The following is a 5,276-nucleotide window of genomic DNA, read 5'->3' as shown; positions in this document are numbered from 1 at the left end:
CGCGATATCCCAACCCCCCCCCCCGTGTTGCCGCGGGGCCCCCCCCCCCGGGGCCGGCGCGCGGTGGGGTCCACCGCCCCCCCCCCCCCGCCCCGCGCGCGCTCGGCCCGGCCGAGACCGTACGGCTCGCCGGGCGCTGCTGGAAGGACGTACGGACCGCCTGGGTCAGTCACCGGAAGGCGCGGTGAGCCGGCCCGACCTGCACAGGAACGCGTAACTGGCCGCCTCCGTCGCCGCCGCCTCCGCGTCCCCCTCACGGATCGCGTCCACCAGCGCCGTGTGGTCCATGTTGTTCTCCTCCGTCAGGCGCTCGCCGACGTCCTCGCGCAGCCAGTCCCGCAGCACCTCGCCGAGGTCCGCGTACATCGCCGTCATCACGTCGTTGTGCGACGCGGCCACCACGGCCAGGTGGAACGTCGAGTCCGCCGTCACGAAGGCCTCGGCGTCGCGTGCCTCCCACGCCTCCTCCCGGCGCAGGAGCAGGGTGTGCAGCTGCTTGAGGTCCCGCTCGGTGCGCCGCTGCGCGGCCAGCGCGGCCGCGCTCGACTCCAGCGTGGAGCGCAGCTCGGCGATGTGCCGCGGATCGGCGTCCGCGAACCGCCGCTGCATCACACCGGCCAGCTCGCTGGTCGCCACCACATAGGTGCCCGAGCCCTGCCGGATGTCGAGGAGCCCGTTGTGCGCGAGCGCGCGGACGGCCTCGCGCACCGTGTTCCTCGCCACACCGAGCTGCTCGACGAGCTCCGGCTCGGTGGGGATCCGGGAGCCCACCGGCCACTCGCCCGAGGAGATCTGGGCGCGCAGGGCGGAGATGACCTGCTCGGACAGGGCCGAGCGCCGGGGGGAGGTCAGTGCCATGACGTTCCTTCGTGCTTGCTCGTACGAACGCGGAGGGGCGGGCCGGGAGGCGGGCCCCAGGTCCAGTGTGACGCAATCCGATTGGACAACCAATCATCCCATGATTCTAATATGGGTCTCATGGCTAGTGAGGAAACCCCGACGATGGCACCACCGACCGCCCCGGCGACCGCGACCGCGGAGCCGGTCAAGAGCACCGCGCCACGCACCTGGGCGCTGCGCCTGGTGACCGTCGGCATCGTCCTCGCCGCCCTGAACCTGCGCCCCGCCGTCACCAGTCTCGGCGCCCTCCTCGAAGAGGTCCGCGACGGGCTCGGCATGAGCGGCAGCGTCGCCGGCGTCCTCACCTCCGTGCCGCCGCTCTGTTTCGCGCTCTTCGGCTCGATGGCCCCGCGTCTCGCCAAGCGCTTCGGCCCCGCCGCCGTCGTCTGCTTCGGCATGGCCGCCATCGCCGCGGGCCTCGCCCTGCGCCCCTTCACGGGGAACACGGTGGCCTTCCTGGCCGCCACCGCCCTCGCCCTCATGGGCATCGCGGTCGCCAACATCCTGATGCCGGTCGTCGTCAAGCGCTGGTTCCCCGACCGCGTCGGCTCCATGACCGGCCTCTACTCGATGGCCCTGGCCGCCGGCACCTCCACCGCCGCCGCGATCACCGTCCCGGTGACCGACGCCATGGGCGGCGACTGGAAGACCGGCCTCGCCGTGTGGTCCGTGCTCGCGGCGGCCGCCGTGCTGCCCTGGCTCCCGCTGGTCCGCGACCGGCGTGACCCGCAGCAGACCGCCGGACAAGGGGCCCCGGCCGTCGAGTCCGTGCCCGCCGAGGCCGACGGCTCCGGACTGCGCATCGCCCGCAGCCGCACCGCCTGGGCGCTCGCCTGCTTCTTCGGCCTCCAGGCCACCGCCGCGTACATCACCATGGGCTGGATGGCGCAGATCTTCCGCGACGCCGGGGTCTCCGCCTCGACCGCCGGTGTGCTGCTCGCCGTCTGCATGGTCATGGGCGTGCCACTCGGCTTCGTCATCCCGCGCGTCGCCGCCCGGCTGTCCAGCCAGGGCCCGATGGTGGTCCTCCTCGGCGCCTGCGGCCTCGCCGGCTACGCGGGCCTGTACTTCGCCCCGGCCTCCGGCGCCTGGGTCTGGGCGATCCTGCTCGGCATCTCCAACTGCTCGTTCCCGCTGGCCCTCACGATGATCGGCATGCGCGCCCGCACCGGCGCCGGCGTCGTCAAGCTCTCCGGCTTCGCCCAGTCCACCGGCTACCTCATCTCGATCCCGGGCCCGCTGCTCGTCGGCGTCCTCTACCAGCACAGCGGCGGCTGGGGCGTGCCGATCGCGCTGATGGCCGCGCTGATGGTGCCGCAGATCGTGGTCGGCATCTTCGCGGGCCGCAACCGCACGGTCGAGGACGAGGCGGCCGCCGCGGCCTGACCCCGGGGGCCGGACGGCGGGGGACGGGTGCGACACTTGCCGCATGTCGCCTGTGCTCGAACCCAACCCCCAGAACGGCCAGAAGAAGCTTCTCGCCGTCTTCGGCGCGATGATCGCCGTCACCGTCGTCATCGCCGTCATCGCGACGATCGTCTCCCCGTGACCGGGTGACCCGTCCCGGCCGCGCGCCGGAGGGTGGGGTCAACCCCACCGTCCCCTAGGGGGCCAGGGTCAGGGTCGAGTGGGTGGATCACCGGATGGGCCCGGGCCCCTGCGGTCCGTACCGTCGAAGTGTCGCCCCGACCGGGCGGCCCACCGCGGTGGCGGACCGCGGCGCCCACGGACCCGGAGGCAGCCATGCAGGCCCCCACCCACACCCGGACCCACGCGTCGGCGGCGGGCGGCGCGGACACCCGGCTGCCCTGGTGGGCGGTCGTCCTGCCCGCCGTAGCGTTCGTCGCCCTGCTCCTGCTGATCCTCAACCCGGCGGACGCGCAGGCCGCCGCGGGCGACCCGTCCTTCACGCACGTCCTCGAACGCGCCAGGGAACTCATCCAGCGCTAGGGCGTGTCCGCAAAGTCCCTCCCCCAGCTAACGCTGGGAGGTGCCCCCAGCCGGTCGACGCCTGGCACGCTCCCCCACTGCCTTAAGGGCGTGGGAGGTACCCCCACTCGCCGCACCGGGCGTAAGGCCAAGTACATCCAGTACGAGGCCTTGCGCCCGGCGCACCGAGAGCACGCACCAGACGCCGCCCGGCCCGCCCTCCGGGCGGACGACGGGACTTTGCGGACACGCCCTAGCCTCCCGCACCGCTGTTCACCCGTGCCGGGCGAGCGCGTCAACTCCCTGCGCCTCATGGCCGGTTTCGTGCGAAGCTGGGAGCCATGAGCGTCGCAGAACCCCGCAGGATCGTTCTTTTCCGGCATGCCAAGGCGGACTGGCCGCAGGTCTCCGACCACGACCGGCCGCTCGCCGAGCGGGGCCGCAGGGACGCCCCCGTAGCCGGCCGCAGACTGGCCGACTCCGGCATCCCGTTCGGCCTGGCCCTCTGCTCGACCGCCGCCCGCACCCGCGAGACCTGGAAGCTCGCCGTCGCCGAGCTGCCCGAGCGGCCCAGGACCGTGTACGAGGAGCGGATCTACGAGGCCTCGCCCGGCGAGCTGATCGCCGTGCTGAACGAGACGCCGGACGACGTGCGCGACCTCGTCCTCATCGGCCACAACCCCGGCGTCCAGGCCCTCACCGAGATCCTCGCCAAGGACGCCGAGGGCGACACCCGGCAGCGCGTGGACCGGCGCGGCTTCCCCACGGCCGCCTTCGCCGTCCTCACCTTCCCCGGCTCCTGGAAGAGCCTGGAGCCCGGCACCGCGACCCTCGTCGACTACTGGGCGCCCAGCGAGTGACACGCACGAGGCGCGGGCCCCGGAAGGACCGGGACCCGCGCCTCACGTCTGCCGTACGGCAGGTCAGCCCTCGTGCGTGTCCGCGGCCTCGACCTCTTCGCGGGTGATCCCCAGCAGGTACAGGACCGTGTCCAGGAACGGCACGTTCACCGCCGTGTGTGCGGCCTCGCGCACCACCGGCTTCGCGTTGAAGGCGACACCGAGGCCCGCCGCGTTCAGCATGTCCAGGTCGTTCGCACCGTCGCCGATCGCCACCGTCTGCGCCAGAGGCACCCCGGCCTCCGCGGCGAACCGGCGCAGCAGCCTCGCCTTGCCCGCCCGATCCACGATCTCGCCGGTGACCTTGCCGGTCAGCTTCCCGTCGACGATCTCCAGCGTGTTGGCCTGCGCGAAGTCGAGCCCGAGCCGCTCCTTCAGATCGTCCGTGACCTGCGTGAACCCGCCGGACACGACGCCCACTTGATAGCCGAGCCGCTTCAGCGTACGGATCAGGGTGCGGGCCCCCGGCGTCAGCCGGACCTCGCTCCTGACCTTGTCCACGACCGACGCGTCGAGCCCCTCCAGGAGCGCCACGCGCGCGTGCAGCGACTGCTCGAAGTCCAGCTCGCCGCGCATCGCCGCGGCCGTCACCTCGGCGACCTTGTCCTCACAGCCCGCGTGCGCCGCGAACAGCTCGATCACCTCGTCCTGGATGAGCGTCGAGTCGACGTCCATCACGACGAGCCGCTGTGCGCGCCGGTGCAGACCGGCCGCGACCACCGCGACGTCCACGCCCAGGCGCGCCGCCTCCGTGGCCAGCGCCGTGCGCAGCCGCTCCGTCTCGGTGCCGGACACGGCGAACTCGACGGCCGTCACGGGGTACTTGGCGAGCCGGAAGATGCGGTCGATGTTGCCGCCGGTCGCGGTGATGGACGCGGCGATCGCGGCCGTCGACTCGGCGGTGAGCGGGTGACCGAGGACCGTGACCAGCGAGCGGCCCACACCGCGCGGCCGGTTGTCACCGGTGCCGGAGATGATCTCGGCCTGCATCCGGATGGACTCCGCCCAGCTGTGGACGGTGGCCCGCAGCTCGCCGTCGAGACCGGCCGGCGGCGCGGTCACCAGGGCGCACAGGACGATGCGGCCGCGGGTGACGACCTGCTCGATGTCGACCACGTCGACGGAGTAGGCGGCGAGGGTGTCGAACAGTCCGGCCGTGATGCCGGGCCGGTCCTTGCCGAAGATCTTGACCAGGAGAGTCGGGACATCGGCCGCGAGACCGGCCGGGGCGTCAGCAGGGTGCTGGGGCTGCGAAGCGCTCATGATGTTTCTACGTTATCGGGCCTGTGTACGAAGCCGCTGCCGCGGTCCGAGTGCCGGACACGGCCTCCCGCCGCAGCTCCGCCGCTTTGTCGCCGGGTGCGGGTCTCGTCGTGGCTGGTCGCGCAGTTCCCCGCGCCCCTGAGATGCATGGCGCTTCGCGCCGCATCTCCCCGGCAAAGGCGCGGGGCGCCTTTCATCGGGGGAAGGCGCGGCGAAGCCGCATGCCTTCAGGGGCGCGGGGTACTGCGCGAGAAGCCCCACCGGCCCGCAGCCCCGCGTCGGCCT

General features: G+C 73.0%; 6 protein-coding genes. 4 read left to right on the top strand and 2 right to left on the bottom strand.

Features of this window, described 5'->3' with window-relative positions:
• Positions 1–165: 165 nt before the first annotated feature.
• Complete coding sequence (locus ACFW9D_RS24300; RefSeq protein ID WP_188339690.1) at positions 166–858, bottom strand: FadR/GntR family transcriptional regulator; 693 nt, start codon at positions 856–858, stop codon at positions 166–168.
• A 111-nt stretch (positions 859–969) separates the two neighbouring features.
• On the opposite strand from ACFW9D_RS24300, the gene ACFW9D_RS24295 reads away from it, so the two are divergent.
• The 4 genes from ACFW9D_RS24295 (at position 970) to ACFW9D_RS24280 (ending at position 3,689) form a co-directional block, all read left to right on the top strand.
• Positions 970–2,286, top strand: coding sequence for a CynX/NimT family MFS transporter (locus tag ACFW9D_RS24295; protein WP_384624706.1), 1,317 nt, complete (start codon positions 970–972; stop codon positions 2,284–2,286).
• Positions 2,287–2,329: 43 nt separating this feature from the next.
• Positions 2,330–2,449: an SGM_5486 family transporter-associated protein gene (locus ACFW9D_RS24290; protein ID WP_262928316.1), complete on the top strand. Its 120-nt coding sequence runs from the start codon at positions 2,330–2,332 to the stop codon at positions 2,447–2,449.
• 194 nt (positions 2,450–2,643) lie between these two features.
• Positions 2,644–2,850: a hypothetical protein gene (locus ACFW9D_RS24285; RefSeq protein ID WP_188339692.1), complete on the top strand. Its 207-nt coding sequence runs from the start codon at positions 2,644–2,646 to the stop codon at positions 2,848–2,850.
• A gap of 320 nt (positions 2,851–3,170) precedes the next feature.
• The gene (locus tag ACFW9D_RS24280) at positions 3,171–3,689 is read left to right on the top strand and encodes a SixA phosphatase family protein (RefSeq protein ID WP_384624702.1); all 519 of its coding nucleotides are present in this window, start codon (positions 3,171–3,173) and stop codon (positions 3,687–3,689) included.
• 63 nt (positions 3,690–3,752) lie between these two features.
• Here the strand turns inward: ACFW9D_RS24280 and serB are convergent, their stop codons facing one another.
• Positions 3,753–4,991 (bottom strand): phosphoserine phosphatase SerB, encoded by a 1,239-nt coding sequence (gene serB, locus ACFW9D_RS24275; RefSeq protein ID WP_188339694.1) that lies wholly within the window; start codon positions 4,989–4,991, stop codon positions 3,753–3,755.
• Positions 4,992–5,276: the final 285 nt, after the last annotated feature.

The sequence above is a fragment of the Streptomyces sp. NPDC059524 genome (assembly GCF_042749255.1).
GTDB classification, from domain to species: Bacteria; Actinomycetota; Actinomycetes; order Streptomycetales; family Streptomycetaceae; genus Streptomyces; species Streptomyces xanthii.
Note: the sequence above shows the minus strand (reverse complement) of the source record. Positions and strands in the feature narration are given on the sequence as shown.